The organism is Mycobacterium hippophais, assembly GCF_027529605.1.
GTDB classification, from domain to species: domain Bacteria; phylum Actinomycetota; class Actinomycetes; order Mycobacteriales; family Mycobacteriaceae; genus Mycobacterium; species Mycobacterium arseniciresistens.
Genome location: NZ_JAPZPY010000013.1, coordinates 84191 through 102719, shown reverse-complemented (window position 1 = coordinate 102719; position 18529 = coordinate 84191). Strand labels below are relative to the sequence as shown.

Here is an 18529-nt window from a genome sequence, read left to right as displayed (position 1 = left end):
GGGATAGCGTGATCGTCATGACCACCGCGACTGTCCGTGCCCCGTCGCGCTACGCCGAGGTGGTGCTGGTCGTGTTCGGGGGGTACTCGGTGCTCGTCGGCCTGTTCATGCTGGTCGCACCGGGAGCCTTCTTCGACACACTCGGCAACTTCGGCGTGCGCAACGACCACTACATCTTCGACAACGCCTCGTTCGAACTGCCGCTCGGTCTGATGATGCTGGGCGCCGCGCGATGGCCGTCATGGCGGGTGCCCGCGCTGGCGTTCGCTGCGCTGCACTGGGCTCTGCACGCGGTCAGCCACCTCGTCGACCCGCACCACGGCGCCGGCGACTGGGTCGGCTGGCTGGAGGCCGCCGGCCTGGTGATCACCACGGCCATCCTGGCGATCGCGTTGCGCCGCAGCATCACTGCGCAGCGGCGGTCATGAGGGTCCTGGTCGCCGGCGCGACGAGTGTGCCCGGCCTGCCGCTGCTGCGCGAACTACGCGCGCGCGGTCACGACGTGTTCGGCATGACCCGGTCGGCCGACAGGACCGCGCAGATCGCCGCCACGGGAGCGGATCCCGTGGTGGCCGACGTCTTCGACACCGCGGAGGTGGATGCGGTGATCGCCGACATCGCCCCCGAGGCGGTGGTCAGCCTGCTCACCACGCTGCCGAAGTACGGGCCGTTGCGGGCCAGGGACTTCGAGCCCGCGACCAAGCTGTGGAGCATCGGCGCGCCGAATCTGGTGGCCGCCGCGAAACGGGCGGGCGTCCCCCGGGTGGTGGCCGAGTCGGTGATCTTCGCCTACGGCTATCCACCGGCCGGGCCGCCGCTGATGGACGAGTCCGACCCCTATCCCGGACCGCCGCCACCGAACGGCGCCGGCTTCCTCGGCGCGCTGCGCGCGATGGAGCAGACGGTGCTCTCCGCCGACGGAATCGTGTTGCGCTACGGCGTGTTCTACGGCCCGGGCGTCACCCACGACGAACTGTTCCGGAAGCTCGCCAGGTTCTGGGCCGTGCCCGCGCTGACAGGCGATGGGATCCTGTCCTGGGTGCACATCGACGACGTCGCCCGCGCGACCGCCGACGCGGTCGAGAAGGGCAGGCCGGGCCAGATCTACAACGTCGTCGACGACCGGCCGCAGTCCTTCGGCGACTACATCCGCGAACTCAACGCGAGACTCGGCAGGCCGAAGCCGTGGCCGATTTCCTCGAAAGTCGTCGGCCTCGTGTCGTCCTATCCGGCGACGGCGTTCGGCAACACCTGGCTGCCGCTGTCCAACGCGAAGGCCAAGGCCGAGCTCGGCTTCGCGCCTATTCCCCGGTGAACTCCGGTGGCCGCTTGGCGAACAGCGCGGTGATGCCCTCGGTGAGGTCCTTGCTCGGCAGGAACGCCGCGTTCCACGCCGCCACGTAGCGCAGGCTCGCCGCGACCTGCGCGGTGCGCTGCTCGTCGAGCACGTCCTTGACGCCCTGGACCACCAGCGGCGGGTTGGCCGCGATCTCGGCGGCGGTGGCGTGTGCGGCGGCCAGCGCGGCGTCGGCGTCGTCGTACACGTCGTTGACCAGTCCGATGCGCGCCGCGCGCTGTGCATCGATGTCCTTGCCCGTCAGAGCCAGTTCGCGCAGGTGCCCGTCGGACAGGATCAGTGGCAGCCGCGCCAGGCTGCCGACGTCGGCGACGATGGCCAGCTTGACCTCGCGCACCGAGAACTTCGCGTCGGCGCTGGCGTAGCGGATGTCGACGGCGCTGATGAGGTCGACGCCGCCGCCGATGCACCAGCCGTGCACCGAGGCGATGGTCGGCGTCCGGCAGTCGGCGACCGCGGTGATCGACTGCTGCATCCTCTTCAGGCGGGTGTGGAAGTCGGTGCGGGCCCTGGCCAGCGCGCCGTCGGCGAGCATCGGCGTCAGCGTGTCGCCCATGGCGGCCAGGTCGAGGCCGTAGCTGAAGTTCCGGCCCGAGCCCGTCAGCACGATGGCGCGCACGTCGGGGTCGGCGTCCAGCGCGGTGAACACCTCGGGGAGCTCGGCCCAGAAGGCCGGTCCCATCGCGTTGCCCTTGCCGGGGCCGATCAGCGTCACCCGCGCGACATGGTCGTCGACGTCGACGGTGACCGACTCGTATGTTTCACCCATGCCGTGCAGGCTATCGCCCGGCTATCCGCCCGGTCCGAGCACGGCGTCACGCACCGGGGAGTCCGGCAGGATCTGGCACATGGCGTCGGCCATGATCTGCGCGACCCACGGCTCGTCGATCCCGCTGGCCTGCTCGGCGAGTATCGCCTTGATCACCGCGAGCCGGGTGGCCTCGTCGAGGCCCTGGTACTCCGAGCACGTCATCGTCGTGGCGTTCGGCGGGGCGGGCACCTCCGGCACCGGCGTCGACCCCGGCAGCCCCGGGATCTTGAAATCGGGCATGCCCGGAATCTGCGGCAATCCGGGAATGGCGGGCAACCCGGTGGGTGCGTCCGGTGTCGCCGGCGACGACAGCGGCGGGCCGGGCTCGGTGGTCTGTGCGACCGTGCCGGTGGTGGTGTTCGAACAGCCGGCCAGGACGCCGGCGGCGATCAGCGCTGTCGCCGCCACCCGCATACGGGTCTTCATCTGGGCAACGATAGGCGGTCCGGCGTCGTAGCGTAGGAGGCATGGCCCCTGACTTGCGTCCCGGACCGGATTCACCGCCGCTCGACGAACTCGACGCTGCCGAGCGATCGCTCGTCGTGTTGCAGCAGGTGGTACACGGCATCGCCGACGACGACCTGACCAAGCAGACGCCGTGCCGCGAGTACGACGTCGCGAGCCTGACCGACCATCTGCTCGGGTCGATCACCGCCCTCGGTGGCGCCGCGGGTGCGGAGTTGCCCGAGCGCAACCGGGACGACTCGGTGGAGCGTCAGGTGATCGCCACGGCGAGGCCGGCGCTGGACGCGTGGCGCAGGCGCGGGCTGGACGGCACGGCGGGCTCGCGGGAGACGCCCGCGAAGGTGCTCGCGGGCATCCTGTCGATCGAATTCCTGGTGCACGGCTGGGATTACGCCCAGGCGATCGGTCGCCCGTTCGACGCCCCCGACTCGCTGACCGACTACGTCTACGACCTGACGCGCAAGATCGTCACGCCCGAGGGCCGCAAGACCGCCGGTTTCGACGATCCCGTCGACGTGCTCGACGACGCCACCCCGCTGCAGCGCCTGCTGGCCTTCACCGGCCGCCGCGTCTAGACCCGCTCGAGCCAGAAGTACAGGTAGCGGGTGCCGTCGAGGGCGCCCTTGCCGTTCATGATGCCCAGCATCGTGTTGTCGTCGACCTTCTTGAAGTGGTCGTGCACCGGCCTGCCGTCGTAGACCATCGTCGCGGTCACCTCGCCGCGGAACTCCTCCATCCAGAGGCTGGCCTCGCCCTTCATCGCCTCGGTGTTGGAGAACTTGTTGCCGTCGGCGTCCAGGCACACCAGCGGCTTGGCGTCGGCGGCCGAGTGGAACGTCTTGCCGAACCAGTTCAGCCGGTTCATGAAGCCGTTGGCCTTGTGGCCGGTCTGGAATTCGCCGCCCTTCCACTCGCCGATCAGGAAGTCGATGGTCACCGGCGCCAGCGTCGCCCAGAACTCGTCGAGTTCCGCGTCGGCGATCTCGCCGGTCCGCGAGGTCAACTCGACGAACTGCTGACGGGCGGTGGTGGTGTCGGTCATCGGTCTCCGATCCAGGCGGCGGCGAATTCGAGGAAGGCGTCGTTCTCGGCGGGCGAGGCGACGGTGACCCGGACGCCGTCCTCACCGTAGGGGCGCACCACCAACCGGTTGTCGGCGGCCCGCGCCACGAAGTCCAGCGTGCGGCCGGCCAGCGGCAGCCACACGAAGTTGGCCTGCGACGGCGGCAGGTCGTATCCGGCGTCGCGGAGTGCCGCGCTCACCCTGGCGCGTTCGGCCACCACCTCGTCGGTGCGGGCCAGCAGTTCGTCGGCGGCCTCCAGCGAGGCGATGGCCGCGGCCTGGGAGATGCTGGTGGCACTGAACGGGACGTAGACCTTGGCGAGCGCGGTGGCGACGTCCGGGTCGGCCACGGCGTAGCCGACGCGCAGCCCGGCCAGGCCGTAGGCCTTCGAGAAAGTGCGCAGCACCACCACATTGCGGTGCGCCCGGACCAGGCCGAAGCTGTCGGGCAGCAGACCGTCGCGGATGAACTCTACGTAGGCCTCGTCGATGGCGACCAGGATGTGCGGCGGCACCGCGGCGACGAAGCGGGCCAGCGCCTCGGGGTCGACGACGGTGCTCGTCGGATTGTTCGGGTTGCAGACGAAGATCAGCCGGGTGCGGTCGGTGATCGCGGCGAGCATCGCGTCGAGGTCGTGGGTGTGGTCGCGCAGCGGCACCTGCACGGGGGTGGCGCCGGCCGTGCGGATCTGCAGCGGGTAGATCTCGAAGCTGCGCCAGCAGAACAGCACCTCGTCACCGACCGAGGAGGTGATCTGCACCAGCTGCTGGCACAGGCTGACCGAGCCGCAGCCCACCGAGATGTTCTCGGGCGCGAAGCCGGTGTACTTGGCGAGGTGTTCGCGGAGCTCGACGTTGCCGTTGTCGGGGTAGCGGTTGAGGTTGTCGACGGCCTGCGCGATCGCCGCGCGCACGCTGGGCAGCGGGCCGTGCACGGTCTCGTTGCTGGCGATCTTGATGGCTCCGGGCACCGTCTTGCCCGCTGTGTATGCCGGGATGTCGGCCAGCACGGGACGGAGGCGGGCGGTCACCTGACCAGCATAGGGGCGGCGGGTTTCGGCCCGGGAAGTGACTTTGCTTCCACCGGTGGCCGGTGTGTACTCTGTGCGCTCGGCGGTAATTCGTCGGGAGGCGTGCCAGAGCGGCCGAATGGGACTCACTGCTAATGAGTTGTCCCCCTTAAAGGGGACCGGAGGTTCAAATCCTCTCGCCTCCGCCGCGGCTGACGCGTCAGCCACACACATAACTGAACACCGGGCGCCCGTAGCTCAACGGATAGAGCATCTGACTACGGATCAGAAGGTTAGGGGTTCGAATCCCTTCGGGCGCACACTCTCAGCCGCGCGTTTCTCACCGGCGGTCACTCGTGGGTTGCGGTTCTGGCAGGACGTCGGAGGGGTGCGGAATCACCCGCTCCTCCACCAGCCGCTCGAGGAAGGCGATGACGCACTCTTCCCCGCTTCGATACTCGTAGACGCGGTCTGGTGGGAACCCGAACTCCTCGAGCTTGGTGGTGTCGTAAACGGCATCGTGTCCGACCATGAAGCTCTTGTCGAGGAACGAGTAGTTCAGCAGGGCGCCGAGATCGTGCCCGGCAAGCGAGTGCGCCGACTGCATCCGCTGCCAGGTCTGCGCGGCGTCCGGCCCGGCCAGCGACTCTGACGCGTCACCGAGCAGATCGTGGGCGGGATCGGCGGGCTCCATCCCGAACCACCCGGCGATTCCCTCCCAGGCCTGACTCCAACTGAACGGCGGGCAGGACGGGCAGTTGAACGCTTGATTGGGATGAGCGGTGCTCCACGCGGCCACCTCGGCGATCTTCTCCGACGTGCTCAGGTTGTTCATCGCGTGGTAGCTGCTCTGCGGACCCGGGAACATCAGCTCCCTGCCTTGCGCCTTGAGCACCGAGGCGTACGTGGCGAGCGCGATGCCGAACGACTGCGTCTTCGGATTGAGTTCCGGCGGGAGGCCGAGGATGAACGACGGCCGCACCTCGTTCCACGTGAACCCGTCCGCCGCAGCGCGTTCCCGGACGAACGACTGAGCGTCGAAATAGCTGAGCGGGCCGGGGCCGTGCGTGCTGTCCTCATAGAACGGCGAGGAGTAGCGCGGCCACAGTGTGGGTCCCAAGTGCATCCCATAGTGTTTGCCGCCGGTGCCGAGCACGAAGACCTGCAGTGGCGCTCCGATCTCCTTCAGCGCGTCCAGGACGTTGCCCATCCACAGCTGGTTGCGGGCGTTCACACCGCTTCCCGCGAGCCTCGCCTGTAAGCCGTACACCTGGTCGAGCACGATTTTCGGGCTGACCTTCAACATGGCGTGGACGGCAGGGGAGAGCGAGTCGGTCAGGGCGAGGAGGCCCCGCAGCACCCGCGCATCCCCAAGCTCGAGAGGCCGGTTGGCCTCGGCGAACCAGTAGACGTCGGTGACCTCGGGGGAACCGGCCGCGCGGAGGCTCTCGACCAGTTCGTCCCTATCGTCGAGATTGGACGCGACGGGCACATACGGACGCATGGTCCGCGAGGCGAAAGTCGATGAGTCGACGTTGCGCGACAGGCACAGCACCGCGTCGTACTCCGCCCCGCAGTCGTTCAGCAGATGGGGCACGACGGCGTTCCCGGCCATCCCGGTGCCACCGACGACCAGCGCGATCCTTGCCACGCCACCCCTTCCTCCGTCGCCGTTGCGTCGACCGCACGGCACGAAGGCGCAGTACCCGCAATCGGCGTCGCCGACACCGCCGATCCGCGGTGAGCACCCGCGCTAATCTCGCTGCATGACACCCCCGGTGATCCAGCGCTGGATCGACACCGTCGAAGGCGACGGCGACGCCCGGATCGAGGATCTGCTCGCCGATGACGCCGTGTTCTACTCGCCCGCCGTGTTCACTGCGCAGGAGGGCCGCGACAAGACCGCCATGTATCTGCGAGCGGCGGCGAAGCTGTTCGGTGGCAACGACTTCCGCTACGTCGGCCAGTGGTTCGGCGAGCGTTCCGCGGTGCTGGAGTTCGTCGCGGACATCGACGGCGTCCACGTCAACGGTGTCGACATGATCACCTGGAACGACGACGGGCTGATCACCGAGTTCAAGGTGATGCTGCGGCCGTTCAAGGCGCTGCAGACCGTGATCCCGAAGATGGCCGAGCTGCTGGGCGCGTGATGCGGCTGCTGCTCATCTCCGACACCCACCTGCCGAAGCGGGCGCGCGACCTGCCCCAGCAGGTGTGGGACGAGGTCGATCGGGCCGACGTCGTGATCCACGCCGGTGACTGGGTGCAGGCGGCACTGCTCGACGAATTGGAACAGCGCTCGAAACGGCTGGTCGCCTGTTGGGGCAACAACGACGGCGACGACCTGCGGTCCCGGCTGCCCGAACGGGCGGACGTCACGCTCGGCGGCGTGCGGTTCACCGTCGTGCACGAGACGGGCGCGTCGGCCGGGCGCGACGCGCGGATGGCGCGTGAGTACCCCGACTCCGACGTGCTGGTGTTCGGCCACAGCCACATCCCGTGGGACACGACGGCGGAAACCGGACTGCGACTGCTCAACCCGGGTTCGCCGACCGACCGCCGCCGTCAGCCGCACTGCACCTACATGACGGCGACGGTCGCCGACGGCGCGCTGTCCGAGGTGACGCTGCACCGCCTGGAGCGCCGTGCGTGACCGCCCGGCCCGGGTGAGCGACGTCCACGAGATCGCGTCGGCCATGCCGCACACCACCCGGGTCGAGGGACCCAAGGGCAACGCCATCTACCAGGTGGGCGGGAAGTCGTTCGTGTTCTTCCGCACGCCGCAGCCCGACGCCGCCGACCCGGACACCGGTCAGCGCCATCCCGACGTGATCATGATCTGGGTGGAGTCCGAGATGGACAAGCTGTCCCTGATCCAGGATCCCGGGTCGCCGTTCTTCACCACCGAACGCTTCGACGGTCACCTCTCGGTGCTGGTGCGCGGCAGCGAGATCGGCCGGATCGGGCGGGCCGAACTGACCGAGCTGATCCAGGACGCCTGGCTGTCGCGGGCATCCAAACGCCGTGGTGAACGCTGGTTGGCCGATCGGGGCGACTGACGGCAACACACTGCGTCCACGCCTCGGGAGTGACATCATCGGCAGGCGTGGCCCCCGAGTCGAAGAGTTCCCAGTCCAAGCCCCAGTCGATCGCCTATCCGGCGCCCGGCTCGCGCCCGCACCGGCGCGACGGCGAGAAGCTCGACCCGCACGTCATTGTGCTCTTCGGCGCCACCGGCGACCTCGCGAAGCGCAAGCTGCTTCCCGGCATGGCCTACCTGGTGCTCTCGGCGCTGGCGCCGAAGATCCGGGTGGTCGGCACGTCGCTCGAGGACCTGTCCGAGGATGAATTCCGCGAGCTGACCAAGGAGGCCGTCGACGCCTTCGGCGACCACGCGATGACCGAGGAGCAGTGGGCCGGCTTCGCGAGCCGCATCACCTACGTGCCGCAGGGCGCGGGCCCGGACGCGCTCGCGGCGGCCGTCCACGAGGCCGAATCCGAGATGGGGCCGGACACCCGGCGGCTGCACTACCTGTCGGTGCCGCCGAAGGCCGCGAAGGCCGTCATCACGATGCTCAACGACGCCGACCTGGTCGCCCGGTCCCGCGTGGTGATGGAGAAGCCGTTCGGGACCGACCTTGCCAGCGCCGTCGAACTCAACGACTTCGTGCACGAGACGTTCGACGAATCGCAGATCTTCCGCATCGACCACTTCCTGGGCAAGGAGGCGGCGCAGAACATCCTGGCCTTCCGGTTCGCCAACGGCCTTTTCGAGCCGATCTGGAACCGCAACTTCATCGACCACATCCAGATCGACATCCCCGAGAAACTCGGCCTCGATGAGCGGGCGAATTTCTACGAGAGCACCGGCGCCTTCAAGGACATGGTCGTCACCCACCTGTTCCAGGTGATGGCGTTCGTGGTGATGGAGCCGCCGACCGCGCTGGAGCCCCGGGCGATCAGCGAGGAGAAGAACAAGGTCTTCCGGTCGATGCTGCCGGTGGATCCCTCGGACGTGGTGCGCGGGCAGTACGCCGGCTACCGCGAAGAGGACGGCGTGGCGCGGGACTCGGAGACCGAGACCTTCATCGCGCTGAAGGTCGGCATCGACAACTGGCGGTGGGCCGGGGTGCCGATCTACCTGCGCACCGGAAAGAAGATGGCCGAGGGTCAGCGCATCATCTCGATCGCCTTCAAGGAGGCGCCGCGCACGATGTTCCCGGCGGGTTCGGGTGTCGGCTCGCAGGGGCCGGACCACCTAACGTTCGACCTGGCCGACAACTCGAAGGTGTCCCTGTCGTTCTACGGCAAGCGTCCGGGGCCCGGCATGAAACTCGAGAAGCTGTCGATGCAGTTCTCCACGCAGGAAACGGAATACGAGGCCGACGTGCTCGAGGCCTACGAGCGGCTGATCCTCGACGCGATGCGCGGGGACCACACGCTGTTCACCACCGCCGAGGGCATCGAATCGCTGTGGGACCGGTCGACGCCACTGCTGGACGACCCACCCGCGGTGAAGCTCTACCAGCCGGGCACCTGGGGCCCGAATGCGATCCACCAGTTGATCGCGCCCAATGCGTGGCGACTGCCGTTCGAGCGGGCCTGGCGCGAGAAGAAGGGTTGAGCCTCAAGCTGTTTCGGGGCAGCTGATGAGGTCGATGTGCCGCTCGGCCCAATTGCCGAGCGGTTCGAGCGCGGCGAGCAGTTCGACGCCCGCCGGGGTCATCGAGTACTCCACCCGCGGCGGCACCTCGTGGTAGCTCTCGCGGTGCACCACGCCGTGCCGCTGCAGTTCCTTGAGGTGCTGCGTCAGCATCTTCTGCGAGATGCCGACCAGGCTGCGGTGCAGCACGTTGAACCGCTTCGGCCCGCCCTGCAGTTCCCACAGGATCAGGGGCTTCCATTTGCCGTCCACCACGGCCATCGCCGCGTCCAGCCCGCAGGTGAACTGTCCCATCTGTGCCATCGCCGCTCCTCAGTGCCATTACTTACCTTTTGGTGAGTATGGCACTTTTTAGTGGGTACTTGTCGAGAACTCCGCGTCTCTCGACGATGGTGCCATGACACCGACACACACAGTCACCTTCCTTGGCACCGGCGCGATGGGTTCCGCCCTCGTGCGCGCCGCCCTCGCCGCGGGTCACCGCGTCACCGTCTGGAACCGCACTCCCGACCGTGCAGGCGCACTCGCCGGCGACGGGGCGCGCGTCGCGGCGACAGTCGACGAGGCGGTCGACGGCGCCGACGTGATCGTGGCGTGCCTCTTCGACGCGGCGTCGGTGCGCACGGTGCTCGATCCGGTGGCAGACCGGCTGAACGGCCGGCGGCTGGTGAACCTGACCACGACGTCACCGCAGGGGGCGCGCGAACTCGCGGCCTGGGCGGCCGAACACCACGTCGAATACCTCGACGGCGGCATCATGGCCGTGCCCGAGATGATCGGCACGCCCGGCTCGCTGATCTACTACAGCGGATCGCGCGCACTGTTCGACGACGTCCGACCGCTGCTGCAGACCTGGGGTGCAGGAGAGTATTTCGGTGACGACGCCGGGTCGGCGTCCCTGCACGACCTCGCGCTGCTGTCCACCATGTACGTGATGTTCGCCGGCTTCTTCCACGGCGCCGCACTGGCGGGCACCGCAGGCATGCCCGCCAAGGAGTTCGCCGGGCGGGCGATCGGGTGGCTGCAGGCCGTGCTGCCCGCGCTCAGCGAGTTCGCCGAGGTGATCGACGGCGGTGACTACACGGTGCCCGGCCAGCAGAGCCTGGACTTCTCCGACATCACCGAGATCCTCGACGCCAGCCGCGGCGCCGGCATCAGCACCGAGGTGGTGGACGTGGTGCAGCGACTGATCCACCGCCAGATCGACAGTGGCCATGGCGCGCAGGGTTTCGCACGCGTCATCGAGAGCATTCGGCGGCCGGCAGCATGAGCATGAATGTCACCGTCCTAGGGCTCGGACCGATGGGGCAGGCGCTCACCGGCGCACTGCTCGACGCCGGTCACCCTGTCACCGTGTGGAACCGCACCGCATCGAAGGCCGACGGCGTGCTGGCCCGCGGTGCGGCCTGGGCAGGCACTCCGGCTCTCGCAATCGCCGCGAGCGATCTCACGCTGATCAACGTCGTCGACCACGGCGCCACCGACGCAGTGCTCGACATCGCCGGGGACGCCGTCGACGGCCACACCGTCGTCGGGCTGAGCTCCGACACCCCCGCCGCGGCGCGCGCCACCGCGACGGTGGTGGACAAGCTGGGCGGGCGCTACCTCGACGGCGCCATCATGACGCCGACCGACACCATCGGCAGCCGCGACGCGGGCATCCTGTTCGCCGGGCCGCGGCAGGAGTACGACACCCACCGCGATGCGCTGGAGGCACTCGGCAGAACGTCCTGGGTGGGCGAGGACGTCGGCCGTGCCGCCGGCTACGACATGGCGCTGCTCGACTTCTTCTGGACGTCGATCAGCGGTGTGCTGCATTCCTTCTCGGTGGCCCGCGGCAACGGGATCACGCCGCGGGAGCTGCTGCCGCACGCGCAGGGCATCGTCACCATCCTGGCGCCGATCGTCGACGAACTCGCCGGACGCATCGAGGACGGCCGGCACGGCGACGTGACCGCCCCGGTGTCCTCACTCGCCGCATCGCTGGCACACCTGATCGCGGCGTCGCGCGACGCGGGTGTCGACGCGTCGGCACTGGAGGCGTTGCGGCGCTACACCGACGCGGCGGTCGCCGACGGGCACGGCGGCGACGAGATCAGCCGGGTCGGTGCGTATTTGAAGGCCTGATCCGCACCCGCGGCGGGCCATTCGGTGGCAGGGTCGTCAATATGGAGCAGAAGCCGCCGAGTGCCGTCATCGAGTCCGCCCACCGGGAGCACCTGACAACGCTGCCGTTCGACGACACAAGAGATTTCGAGGATGCAGACCGGGGCTTCATCGCCGCGCTGCAACCGTGTGTGGTGACGGCCGCCGACGGCCGGGTGGTCTGGGACAACGACAGCTATTCGTTCCTGACCGGGGATGCCCCGACCTCGGTGCACCCGAGCCTGTGGCGGCAGAGCCGGCTGGTCGCCACGCAGGGCCTCTACGAGGTGGTCGAAGGGGTCTACCAGGTGCGCGGCCTCGACTTGTCAAACATCAGCTTCATCGAGGGCGACACCGGCATCATCGTCATCGATCCGCTGGTGTCGACCGAGACCGCCGCCGCGGCGCTGGCGCTGTATCGCGCGCATCGGGGAGATCGCGCGGTCAGCGCAGTGATCTACACCCACAGCCACGTCGACCACTTCGGCGGCGTGCTCGGCGTGACCACGCAGGCCGACGTGGACGCGGGCAGGGTCGCCGTCATCGCACCCGAGCACTTCACCGAACACGCTGTGCAGGAGAACGTCTACGCCGGAACGGCGATGGCGCGGCGCGCGGGCTACATGTACGGCGCCGCGCTCGACCGCGGACCGCGAGGGCAGGTCGGCTGCGGACTGGGCCAGACACCGTCCACCGGTGAGGTGGGCATCATCGTGCCGACGATCGACATTCGGGCCACCGGGGAGACGCACACCGTCGACGGCGTCGAGATCGAGTTCCAGATGGCGCCCGGCACCGAGGCGCCCGCCGAGATGCACTTCTACTTCCCGAGGTACCGGGCGCTGTGCATGGCCGAGAACGCCACCCACAACCTGCACAACCTGCTGACGCTGCGGGGCGCGCTTGTGCGCGACCCGCACGGCTGGGCCGGGTACCTGACCGAGGCCATCGACACCTTCGTCGACCGCGCCGACGTGGTGTTCGCCTCGCACCACTGGCCGACGTGGGGCCGCGAGCGCATCGTCGAATACCTGTCGCTGCAACGGGACCTGTATGCCTACCTGCACGACCAGACGCTGCGCCGGCTCAATCAGGGGCACACCGGCATCGAGATCGCCGAGACCTTCGAGATGCCGCCCGCGCTGGAGCGGGCCTGGCATGCGCACGGCTACTACGGCTCGGTGAGCCACAACGTCAAGGCCGTCTACCAGCGCTACATGGGCTGGTTCGACGGGAACCCGGGCAGGCTGTGGCAGCATCCGCCCGAGGCGGCGGGCCCGCGCTACGTCGAGGCGATCGGCGGTCTGGACCGGCTCGTCGAGATCGCGCAGCAGGCGTTCGACGACGGCGACTACCGTTGGGCAGCAACGCTACTGGATCATGCCATGTTCACCGATCAGACCCACGCCGCGGCACGCGCGCTCTACGCCGACACGCTGCAGCAGATGGCCTACGGCGCGGAGAACGGCCCCTGGCGCAACTTCTTCCTGGCCGGCGCGACCGAACTCAGCGACGGCAACTTCGGCACGCCGACCGCGACCGACGCGCCCACCCTGCTGGCTCAGCTGACCCCCGAGCAGATCTTCGACAGCCTGGCCATCAACATCAACGGGCCGAGCGCCTGGGACCTCGACCTGACCCTCGACATCACCTTCGCCGACCTCGACGCCAACTACCGGTTGACGCTGCGCAACGGGGTGCTGGTGCACCGCAGGGTCGTCGCCGATCCGGCCACCGCCGCGGTCACCCTGACCGCGCAGACCAAGGGCCGGTTCCTGGCGCTCGCCTCCGGCGACTTCACCTCGCCCGGCCTGGACATCGGCGGCGACCCGGCCGTGCTGCAGCAGTTGGTGAGCGTGCTGGACCGGCCGGACCCGAACTTCGACATCGTCACCCCGTAGCGGCCCTAGGGCAGGCCGCCGTCGGCCCGCAGGATCGAACCGGTGGTGAAGCTGGACGCATCCGACATCAGGAACAGTGCCGCGCCGACGATCTCGACCGGCTCGCCGGCGCGCTGCAGGGCCAGGTGGCCGAACGGGCGCTCGACGTCCGAGAAGTCCCACGCCTTGCTGACATCGGTGAGGAAGGGTCCGGCCATCAGCGTGTTGACCCGCACGGTCGGGCCGAACGCCTTGGCCAGGCCCTCGGTCAGCGTGTTCAACCCGGCCTTCGCGGCGGCGTAGGGCAGCATGTGCGGGTCGGGACGCAGCGACCCCGAGGAGCTGACGTTGACGATCACCCCGCCGCCGTCGGCGACCATCCGCTCGCCGATCAGCGCCGAGAGCCGGAACGGCCCTTTGACGTTGAGGTTGAACACCGCGTCGTAGAGCTTCTCGGTGACCGACGACAACGAGTCGTACAGCGGTGACATGCCCGCGTTGTTCACCAGCACGTCGAGCTTGCCGAACCGGTCGTAGACGGCGTCGACGAGGCCGTCGAGCTGCTCCCACCGGCCGACGTGCACCTGATAGGCCAGCACCGAGCGACCGGTCGCCGCCCCGATCTCCTCGGCCGTCGCCGCACACGACTCCAGGTCGCGACTGGCGATCACCACATCGGCGCCGCACCGCGCCGCGCCGAAGGCGATCTCGCGGCCCAGCCCCCGGCTGCCGCCGGTGACGAGCACCACCCGGCCGGTGAGATCGAACAGTTCGTCGGCGTAACCCATGGCCCCCTATGGTGTCACGGTGCAACTGCTTGTGATCCGACATGCGCTACCGCATCGCAGCGAACCCGGTCAGGGATCGGACCCGGAGCTCTCCGAGGCAGGAATCGAGCAGGCCGCGCGGCTGCCCGAGGCGCTCAAGCGCTTCCCCGTCACCCGGCTGGTGAGCAGCCCGCAGCGCCGCGCCGTGCAGACCGCGCAGCCCGTCGCCGACGCACTCGGGCTCGCCATCGACATCGACGACCGGTTGGCCGAGTACGACCGCGACCTGTCGCACTACACGCCGATCGAGGAGGCCTCGCAGGAGGACGTGCAGCGGCTCATCGACGGCCACCTGCCCGGTGGTGTGGACGAGGAGGCCTTCATCGCCCGGGTGCTCGACGGCGTCGCCGACATCGTCGCGGCGGCTGACCACGAGGACACCGTCGCGCTGTTCAGCCACGGCGGCGTCATCAACGCGCTGGTGCACAGCCTCATGGAGACCCGGCGACTGCTGTGCGTGCAGGTCGACTACGCGGGGATCACCCGGCTGTTGTCCTCGCGGGAGGGAAAGCTGGGGGTGGCGTCGGTCAACGGGACCGAACACGTATGGGATCTGCTCCCCAGGAATCAGCGATGGTAGACAAGTGCCGTGACAACGGATGTTTCCCCTGAGGGTGCCGATTCACTGGAGGGCCTCGACCTCGACGCGCTGGACCGCCATCTGCGCGGCGAAGGCATTGCCCGCACCGGTGAGCTGCGGGGCGAGCTCATCGCCGGCGGCCGGTCCAACCTGACCTTCCTGGTCTTCGACGACGCCTCGAAGTGGGTGCTGCGCCGTCCGCCGCTGCACGGCCTCACGCCGTCGGCGCACGACATGGCCCGCGAATACCGGGTGGTCGCCGCGCTCGCCGACACTCCGGTGCCGGTGGCCCGCGCCGTCACCATGCGCAACGACGACTCCGTGCTGGGCGCGCCGTTTCAGATGGTCGAGCACGTCGAGGGCCGCGTGGTGCGCACCGCCGACGAACTCGAGGCGCTCGGCGACCGCGAGACGCTCGACTGGTGTGTCACCGCGCTGATCCAGGCGCTGGCCGACCTGCACGCCGTCGACCCCGCGGCGGTCGGGCTGTCCGACTTCGGCAAGCCCGACGGCTACCTCGAACGCCAGGTCCGGCGGTGGGGTTCACAGTGGGAGCTGGTCCGCCACGACGACGATCCCCGTGACGCCGATGTCGCCCGGCTGCATCAGGCGCTCGGCGCGGCGGTGCCGGCACAGAGCCGGGCGTCGATCGTGCACGGCGACTTCCGGATCGACAACACCATCCTCGACGCCACCGATGCCACCACGGTGCGCGCGGTGCTGGACTGGGAGATGTCGACCCTGGGCGATCCGCTCAGCGACGCCGCGCTGATGTGCGTGTACCGCCACCCGACGTTCAACTACGTGCACAACGAGGCGGCCTGGGCGTCGCCGCTGCTGCCGACGGCCGACGAGATGGCCGAGCGGTACTCGACGATCTCGGGTCAGCCGCTGGCGAACTGGAGCTTCTACATGGGGCTGGCGTACTTCAAGCTGGCGATCATCGCCGCGGGCATCGACTACCGCTCCCGGATGGGCGCGGCGGGCCCCGACAACGTCGGCGAGGCCGTCGCCCCGCTGATCACCGCCGGTCTCGAGGCGTTGACCACCGAGGGTTGGTGACTATCGCCGCGCGGCCTTGAGGTTGCGTTTGGCTGCTTTGCGCAGCTGGAAGAGGCGCACCGTCCCGACGGCGACGGTCAGCAACCCACCGCACACCGCGGCGCCGAGGATCGCCACACCCAGTGGCAGGCTCCAGCTCCAGCCGAGGAACGCGAACTGCGCCGACTCGGTGTTCTGCGCGATGAAGATCAGCAGCACGATCAGGACCAGCAGCCCGATGATCACCGCCGACCACAGCGCGGCCGCCCGGGTGAACTTCACTTCCTTCACATCGGCGGCCGCCGCGGGCTGGTGCGGCAGCGGTTCGACGTCACCCGGGCTGGGGGGACCGGGGTTCGGCGGGCCGAGGGGTTGGGGTGTCGACCCCGTCGGCGCCCCGTAGGGATCGGTGCTCATAGCCTCATCATTGCCCCTTCCCAGGGTTTGCGAAACCACCCGCACCTGCCGTAATCGACGTGTCATCGGCGCTGTTCGCCGGGCGTTGGGCCGTCCGCGGAGTCCTGCTCACGGTGCACCAAAGCCCGGCAGCACCGCCCGCATGCCGCTAGGGTCCTGACGAGCGCAGGCCCCCAAGGCTCCGGAGAGGACGTTCGCCATGTCGAGAACGCGTGACCGGCTGGCGGTGGCCGCAGGCCGGGCGGCCGTGGTGTTACTCGCGGTGGTGCTCACCGCATGTGGCAGTTCCAACCCGCTCGGCGGCGGCGCCGTCTCGGGCGACCTCAAGACGATCGCGGTGGGCTCCGCCGACTTCACCGAGTCCAAGATCCTCGCCGAGATCTACGCGCAGGTGCTGGAGACCAACGGCTTCACGGTGCGCAAGCAGATGGGCATCGGCAGCCGCGAGGTCTACATCCCTGCGGTGCAAGACCATTCGATCGACCTGATCCCGGAGTACACCGGCAACCTGCTGCAGTACTTCGACAAGGAGGCCGAGGTCACCACACCCGACGCGGTGGTGCTCGGGCTGCTGCGCGCGCTGCCGGGCGACCTGTCGATCCTCAACCCGTCGCCGGCCGAGGACAAGGACACCGTCGCGGTCTCAGAGGCCACCGCTCAGCGGTGGAATCTCAAGACGATCGCCGACCTGGCCACCCACTCGCCGGAGGTGAAGATGGGTGGCCCGTCGGAGTGGCAGACCCGCAAGGAGGGGCTGCCCGGCCTCGACGCCAAATACGGGCTGAAGATCGCCCCCGGCAACTTCTTGTCGATCAACGACGGCGGCGGGCCGGCGACCGTGCGCGCGCTGACCGACGGAACCGTCACCGCCGCCAACATCTTCAGCACCTCGCCGGCGATCGAGAAGGACAACCTCGTCGTGCTCGAGGATCCGAAGAACAACTTCCTCGCCGCCAACGTGGTGCCGCTGGTCGCGTCGCAGAAGATGTCCAACGACCTCAAGACCGTGCTGGACGCGGTCAGCGCCAAGCTCAGCACCGAGGGGCTCATCGAACTCAACGGCTCCGTCGAGGGCAACCAGGGCGTCGATCCCGACGAGGCGGCCGAGAAGTGGTTGCGCGACAACGGCTTCGACCAGCCGATCGGGAAGTAGGCGAATGATCACCTTCACCAACGTCACCAAGCGCTACCCCGACGGCACCGTCGCCGTCGACGATCTGACGCTGGAGGTGCCCGCGGGCACGCTCACCGTCTTCGTCGGGCCGTCCGGCTGCGGCAAGACCACGTCGATGCGGATGATCAACCGGATGATCGATCCCACCTCCGGCACGCTGACCGTGGACGGTGAGGACGTCACCAAGGTCGACGCGGTGAAGCTGCGACTGGGCATCGGGTACGTCATCCAGAGCGCGGGCCTGATGCCGCACCTGCGCGTCGTCGACAACGTCGCCACGGTGCCGGTGCTGCGCGGCGAGTCACGGCGCAGCGCCCGAAAGGCGGCGCTGGGCGTGATGGAACGCGTCGGGCTGGACCCCAAGCTGGCCGACCGGTACCCGGCGCAGCTCTCGGGTGGTCAGCAGCAGCGCGTCGGGGTGGCCCGGGCGCTGGCGGCCGACCCGCCGATCCTGCTGATGGACGAGCCGTTCTCGGCCGTCGACCCGGTGGTGCGCGAGGACCTGCAGGCCGAGATCCTGCGGCTGCAGAGCGAACTGCGCAAGACCATCGTCTTCGTCACCCACGACATCGACGAGGCGGTGAAGCTCGGGGACAAGGTGGCGGTGTTCGGCCGTGGCGGGGTGCTGCAGCAGTACGCCGAACCCTCGTTCGTGTTGTCCAACCCGGCCAACGAACTGGTGTCGGGATTCGTCGGCGCCGACCGCGGCTACCGGGGCCTGCAGTTCTTCCAGTCCAGCGGGCTGCCGCTGCACGACATCAGGCACGTCACCGAGGTGGAGATCGACGGGCTGGACCTCGGCCGAGACGAGTGGGTGCTGATCACCCACGCCGACGGCAAACCGTATGCATGGATGAACGCCGAGGGCGTCGCACTGCACCGCAAGGGCAACGACCTCTATGACTGCACGATCGGCGGTGGCTCCTTCTATCGCCCGGACGGCACGCTGCGGCTCGCGCTGGACGCGGCACTGTCGTCGCCGTCGGGGCTTGGTGTGGCCGTCGACGAGGACGGCCAGCTGATCGGCGGGGTCCGCGCCGACGACGTGCTGGCGGCGCTGAGGGAACAGCGGCGCGTCCCGGAGCTGGGCTGACCT

At 69.0% G+C, this 18529-nt stretch carries 22 protein-coding genes and 2 tRNA genes; 16 read left to right on the top strand and 8 right to left on the bottom strand.

The genetic code is table 11. The features are described from left to right. Positions 1-17 precede the first annotated feature (17 nt). Together O6P37_RS23560 and O6P37_RS23555 are read left to right on the top strand one after the other, a co-directional pair. The gene (locus O6P37_RS23560; protein ID WP_269896352.1) at positions 18-428 is read left to right on the top strand and encodes a hypothetical protein; all 411 of its coding nucleotides are present in this window, start codon (positions 18-20) and stop codon (positions 426-428) included. Next, on the top strand, positions 425-1315 hold the full coding sequence (locus O6P37_RS23555) for an NAD-dependent epimerase/dehydratase family protein (RefSeq protein WP_269896351.1): 891 nt from the start codon (positions 425-427) through the stop codon (positions 1313-1315). Before O6P37_RS23560 ends, O6P37_RS23555 begins: the two co-directional genes overlap by 4 nt. Here the strand turns inward: O6P37_RS23555 and O6P37_RS23550 are convergent. Both O6P37_RS23550 and O6P37_RS23545 read right to left on the bottom strand, forming a co-directional pair. Continuing rightward, complete coding sequence (locus O6P37_RS23550; RefSeq protein ID WP_269896350.1) at positions 1302-2126, bottom strand: crotonase/enoyl-CoA hydratase family protein; 825 nt, start codon at positions 2124-2126, stop codon at positions 1302-1304. The two genes, O6P37_RS23555 and O6P37_RS23550, sit on opposite strands and share 14 nt — an antisense overlap. Before the next feature lie 21 nt (positions 2127-2147). Next, positions 2148-2594: a hypothetical protein gene (locus O6P37_RS23545; protein ID WP_269896349.1), complete on the bottom strand. Its 447-nt coding sequence runs from the start codon at positions 2592-2594 to the stop codon at positions 2148-2150. A 41-nt stretch (positions 2595-2635) separates the two neighbouring features. Here O6P37_RS23545 and O6P37_RS23540 point away from each other — a divergent pair, with 41 nt between their 5' ends. Further along, positions 2636-3208: a TIGR03086 family metal-binding protein gene (locus tag O6P37_RS23540; protein WP_269896348.1), complete on the top strand. Its 573-nt coding sequence runs from the start codon at positions 2636-2638 to the stop codon at positions 3206-3208. Here the strand turns inward: O6P37_RS23540 and O6P37_RS23535 are convergent. Beyond that, entirely contained in the window at positions 3205-3675 is a 471-nt protein-coding gene (locus O6P37_RS23535; RefSeq protein ID WP_264011552.1) for a DUF4334 domain-containing protein, read from the bottom strand. The genes O6P37_RS23540 and O6P37_RS23535 overlap by 4 nt on opposite strands. Then, positions 3672-4727, bottom strand: a complete 1056-nt coding sequence (gene hisC / locus O6P37_RS23530) for a histidinol-phosphate transaminase (RefSeq protein WP_269896347.1) — start codon at positions 4725-4727, stop codon at positions 3672-3674. The genes O6P37_RS23535 and hisC overlap by 4 nt, the downstream gene beginning before the upstream one ends. A 96-nt stretch (positions 4728-4823) precedes the next feature. Between hisC and O6P37_RS23525 the strand changes: the two genes are divergently transcribed. Together O6P37_RS23525 and O6P37_RS23520 are read left to right on the top strand one after the other, a co-directional pair. Beyond that, positions 4824-4912 (top strand) — tRNA-Ser (locus O6P37_RS23525). Positions 4913-4953: 41 nt separating this feature from the next. Next, a tRNA-Arg gene (locus O6P37_RS23520) sits at positions 4954-5026 on the top strand. A 20-nt stretch (positions 5027-5046) separates the two neighbouring features. Here the strand turns inward: O6P37_RS23520 and O6P37_RS23515 are convergent. Beyond that, positions 5047-6357 (bottom strand): Rossmann-fold NAD(P)-binding domain-containing protein, encoded by a 1311-nt coding sequence (locus O6P37_RS23515; protein ID WP_269896346.1) that lies wholly within the window; start codon positions 6355-6357, stop codon positions 5047-5049. 115 nt (positions 6358-6472) lie between these two features. Between O6P37_RS23515 and O6P37_RS23510 the strand changes: the two genes are divergently transcribed. Genes O6P37_RS23510 through zwf form a run of 4 tightly spaced genes read left to right on the top strand, consistent with a single transcriptional unit; the run spans position 6473 to position 9330 of the window. Beyond that, complete coding sequence (locus O6P37_RS23510) at positions 6473-6856, top strand: nuclear transport factor 2 family protein (RefSeq protein WP_269896345.1); 384 nt, start codon at positions 6473-6475, stop codon at positions 6854-6856. Next, complete coding sequence (locus tag O6P37_RS23505) at positions 6856-7359, top strand: metallophosphoesterase family protein (protein WP_269896344.1); 504 nt, start codon at positions 6856-6858, stop codon at positions 7357-7359. Before O6P37_RS23510 ends, O6P37_RS23505 begins: the two co-directional genes overlap by 1 nt. Beyond that, entirely contained in the window at positions 7352-7765 is a 414-nt protein-coding gene (locus tag O6P37_RS23500; protein ID WP_264011556.1) for a hypothetical protein, read from the top strand. Before O6P37_RS23505 ends, O6P37_RS23500 begins: the two co-directional genes overlap by 8 nt. Positions 7766-7812: 47 nt before the next feature. Then, positions 7813-9330 carry a glucose-6-phosphate dehydrogenase gene (gene zwf / locus O6P37_RS23495; protein ID WP_269896343.1) on the top strand — a complete coding sequence of 506 codons (1518 nt, stop codon included), beginning with the start codon at positions 7813-7815 and terminating at the stop codon, positions 9328-9330. Between the two features lie 3 nt (positions 9331-9333). On the opposite strand, the gene O6P37_RS23490 is transcribed toward zwf, so the two are convergent. Continuing rightward, positions 9334-9672: a winged helix-turn-helix transcriptional regulator gene (locus O6P37_RS23490; protein WP_269896342.1), complete on the bottom strand. Its 339-nt coding sequence runs from the start codon at positions 9670-9672 to the stop codon at positions 9334-9336. A 94-nt stretch (positions 9673-9766) separates the two neighbouring features. Here O6P37_RS23490 and O6P37_RS23485 point away from each other — a divergent pair, with 94 nt between their 5' ends. Genes O6P37_RS23485 through O6P37_RS23475 form a run of 3 tightly spaced genes read left to right on the top strand, consistent with a single transcriptional unit; the run spans position 9767 to position 13415 of the window. Further along, a complete protein-coding gene (locus O6P37_RS23485; RefSeq protein WP_269896341.1) occupies positions 9767-10639 on the top strand; it encodes an NAD(P)-dependent oxidoreductase in 873 nt (290 codons plus the stop codon). Then, positions 10636-11496 (top strand): NAD(P)-dependent oxidoreductase, encoded by an 861-nt coding sequence (locus O6P37_RS23480; RefSeq protein WP_269896340.1) that lies wholly within the window; start codon positions 10636-10638, stop codon positions 11494-11496. Before O6P37_RS23485 ends, O6P37_RS23480 begins: the two co-directional genes overlap by 4 nt. A 41-nt stretch (positions 11497-11537) precedes the next feature. After that, the gene (locus O6P37_RS23475) at positions 11538-13415 is read left to right on the top strand and encodes an alkyl/aryl-sulfatase (protein WP_269896339.1); all 1878 of its coding nucleotides are present in this window, start codon (positions 11538-11540) and stop codon (positions 13413-13415) included. 5 nt (positions 13416-13420) lie between these two features. Here O6P37_RS23475 and O6P37_RS23470 read toward each other — a convergent pair whose 3' ends face one another. Further along, the gene (locus O6P37_RS23470; protein WP_269896338.1) at positions 13421-14182 is read right to left on the bottom strand and encodes an SDR family NAD(P)-dependent oxidoreductase; all 762 of its coding nucleotides are present in this window, start codon (positions 14180-14182) and stop codon (positions 13421-13423) included. A gap of 19 nt (positions 14183-14201) precedes the next feature. On the opposite strand from O6P37_RS23470, the gene O6P37_RS23465 reads away from it, so the two are divergent. Together O6P37_RS23465 and O6P37_RS23460 are read left to right on the top strand one after the other, a co-directional pair. Next, positions 14202-14801 carry a histidine phosphatase family protein gene (locus O6P37_RS23465; protein WP_269896337.1) on the top strand — a complete coding sequence of 200 codons (600 nt, stop codon included), beginning with the start codon at positions 14202-14204 and terminating at the stop codon, positions 14799-14801. A 9-nt stretch (positions 14802-14810) separates the two neighbouring features. Beyond that, positions 14811-15863, top strand: coding sequence for a phosphotransferase family protein (locus O6P37_RS23460; protein ID WP_269896336.1), 1053 nt, complete (start codon positions 14811-14813; stop codon positions 15861-15863). Here O6P37_RS23460 and O6P37_RS23455 read toward each other — a convergent pair whose 3' ends face one another. After that, positions 15864-16259, bottom strand: coding sequence for a LapA family protein (locus O6P37_RS23455; protein WP_269896335.1), 396 nt, complete (start codon positions 16257-16259; stop codon positions 15864-15866). Positions 16260-16458: 199 nt separating this feature from the next. Here O6P37_RS23455 and O6P37_RS23450 point away from each other — a divergent pair, with 199 nt between their 5' ends. Further along, positions 16459-17412 carry an ABC transporter substrate-binding protein gene (locus O6P37_RS23450; RefSeq protein WP_269896334.1) on the top strand — a complete coding sequence of 318 codons (954 nt, stop codon included), beginning with the start codon at positions 16459-16461 and terminating at the stop codon, positions 17410-17412. 4 nt (positions 17413-17416) lie between these two features. Next, positions 17417-18526, top strand: coding sequence for an ABC transporter ATP-binding protein (locus O6P37_RS23445; RefSeq protein WP_269896333.1), 1110 nt, complete (start codon positions 17417-17419; stop codon positions 18524-18526). Positions 18527-18529 lie beyond the last annotated feature (3 nt).

Excerpts from the sequence above, each read along its gene's own strand:
- O6P37_RS23450 (WP_269896334.1), top strand. The coding sequence starts at position 16,459 with ATGTCGAGAACGCGTGACCGGCTGGCGGTGGCCGCAGGCCGGGCGGCC.
- O6P37_RS23505 (WP_269896344.1), top strand. The coding sequence starts at position 6,856 with ATGCGGCTGCTGCTCATCTCCGACACCCACCTGCCGAAGCGGGCGCGC.
- O6P37_RS23470 (WP_269896338.1), bottom strand. The coding sequence starts at position 14,182 with ATGGGTTACGCCGACGAACTGTTCGATCTCACCGGCCGGGTGGTGCTC.
- O6P37_RS23535 (WP_264011552.1), bottom strand. The coding sequence starts at position 3,675 with ATGACCGACACCACCACCGCCCGTCAGCAGTTCGTCGAGTTGACCTCG.
- O6P37_RS23475 (WP_269896339.1), top strand. The coding sequence starts at position 11,538 with ATGGAGCAGAAGCCGCCGAGTGCCGTCATCGAGTCCGCCCACCGGGAG.
- O6P37_RS23445 (WP_269896333.1), top strand. The coding sequence starts at position 17,417 with ATGATCACCTTCACCAACGTCACCAAGCGCTACCCCGACGGCACCGTC.
- O6P37_RS23455 (WP_269896335.1), bottom strand. The coding sequence starts at position 16,259 with ATGAGCACCGATCCCTACGGGGCGCCGACGGGGTCGACACCCCAACCC.
- O6P37_RS23550 (WP_269896350.1), bottom strand. The coding sequence starts at position 2,126 with ATGGGTGAAACATACGAGTCGGTCACCGTCGACGTCGACGACCATGTC.
- O6P37_RS23485 (WP_269896341.1), top strand. The coding sequence starts at position 9,767 with ATGACACCGACACACACAGTCACCTTCCTTGGCACCGGCGCGATGGGT.
- O6P37_RS23540 (WP_269896348.1), top strand. The coding sequence starts at position 2,636 with ATGGCCCCTGACTTGCGTCCCGGACCGGATTCACCGCCGCTCGACGAA.
- O6P37_RS23560 (WP_269896352.1), top strand. The coding sequence starts at position 18 with ATGACCACCGCGACTGTCCGTGCCCCGTCGCGCTACGCCGAGGTGGTG.
- O6P37_RS23480 (WP_269896340.1), top strand. The coding sequence starts at position 10,636 with ATGAGCATGAATGTCACCGTCCTAGGGCTCGGACCGATGGGGCAGGCG.
- O6P37_RS23490 (WP_269896342.1), bottom strand. The coding sequence starts at position 9,672 with ATGGCACAGATGGGACAGTTCACCTGCGGGCTGGACGCGGCGATGGCC.
- O6P37_RS23545 (WP_269896349.1), bottom strand. The coding sequence starts at position 2,594 with ATGAAGACCCGTATGCGGGTGGCGGCGACAGCGCTGATCGCCGCCGGC.
- O6P37_RS23555 (WP_269896351.1), top strand. The coding sequence starts at position 425 with ATGAGGGTCCTGGTCGCCGGCGCGACGAGTGTGCCCGGCCTGCCGCTG.
- O6P37_RS23510 (WP_269896345.1), top strand. The coding sequence starts at position 6,473 with ATGACACCCCCGGTGATCCAGCGCTGGATCGACACCGTCGAAGGCGAC.